The sequence below is a fragment of the Paenibacillus xylaniclasticus genome, from assembly GCF_004001065.1.
GTDB classification, from domain to species: Bacteria; Bacillota; Bacilli; order Paenibacillales; family Paenibacillaceae; genus Paenibacillus_T; species Paenibacillus_T xylaniclasticus.
Genome location: NZ_BIML01000092.1, coordinates 1 through 814 on the forward strand (window position 1 = coordinate 1; position 814 = coordinate 814).

Below are 814 nucleotides of genomic sequence, written 5' to 3' on the forward strand. Positions count from 1 at the left end.
TGTTTTCTTTCGACAACGATCATTATCTTATCACATAACAATCTGCTGTGCAAGCTTTATTTTCTCAAGTTCGGAATTTGTTATTCCTGCACTTGTTCTTTTCAAGCTCCCCGGACCAGCTCGTCTCGACCGGAATTAGAATATACCATGAATGAGATATGGAATGCAACAACCTTTATTATCCTCTTCCCATGTTACAATTATATACAACACTTCACTTTGTCCGTTACAATGAGACGCTTGCGCCATTTATTTTATACGAGACAACACTGCTCTTATTATCGAAGAAAAAGTGCGAGCAGATGAAGTATTAAGAAATCAGGCTTCGGATCAATCCTAATGAACTCGGGAACGACGATAACGTATAAGGGAATCCTCACCGAAACAAAGAGAGCTACGCTCAAGGATATAAAAACCATCTAGCTAAATATAATGACCTCAACTAAAGTATCGTGAAATCAAATGGATTCGCGGAGGCCCAATTTTATCGTCGGAAGTGGACTAACATAATCATCTTGTGTAAGCGCTCAAAGAAACAAAAAAATCACTCTATCGTATGTCAAATCAACATAACGACAAGTGATTGTTCTTCTTAAATATTTGGTGCGGTAGAGAGGACTCGAACCTCCACGGGCGTACGCCCACTACCCCCTCAAGATAGCGTGTCTGCCATTCCACCACTACCGCACATTTGAAAGCTTACTCTCACATTCGCTTCGAGGGAGAAGCAAATGGTGAGCCATGTAGGACTCGAACCTACGACACCCTGATTAAAAGTCAGGTGCTCTACCAACTGAGCTAATGGCTCGAATAA

Annotated in this window: 2 tRNA genes; both read right to left on the reverse strand. The window is 41.4% G+C overall.

The annotated features are described in order from the left end of the window. Positions 1-601: 601 nt before the first annotated feature. Positions 602-687 (reverse strand) — tRNA-Leu (locus PXY01_RS22080). A 45-nt stretch (positions 688-732) separates the two neighbouring features. Beyond that, positions 733-808: transfer RNA gene (locus PXY01_RS22085), tRNA-Lys, on the reverse strand. Positions 809-814 lie beyond the last annotated feature (6 nt).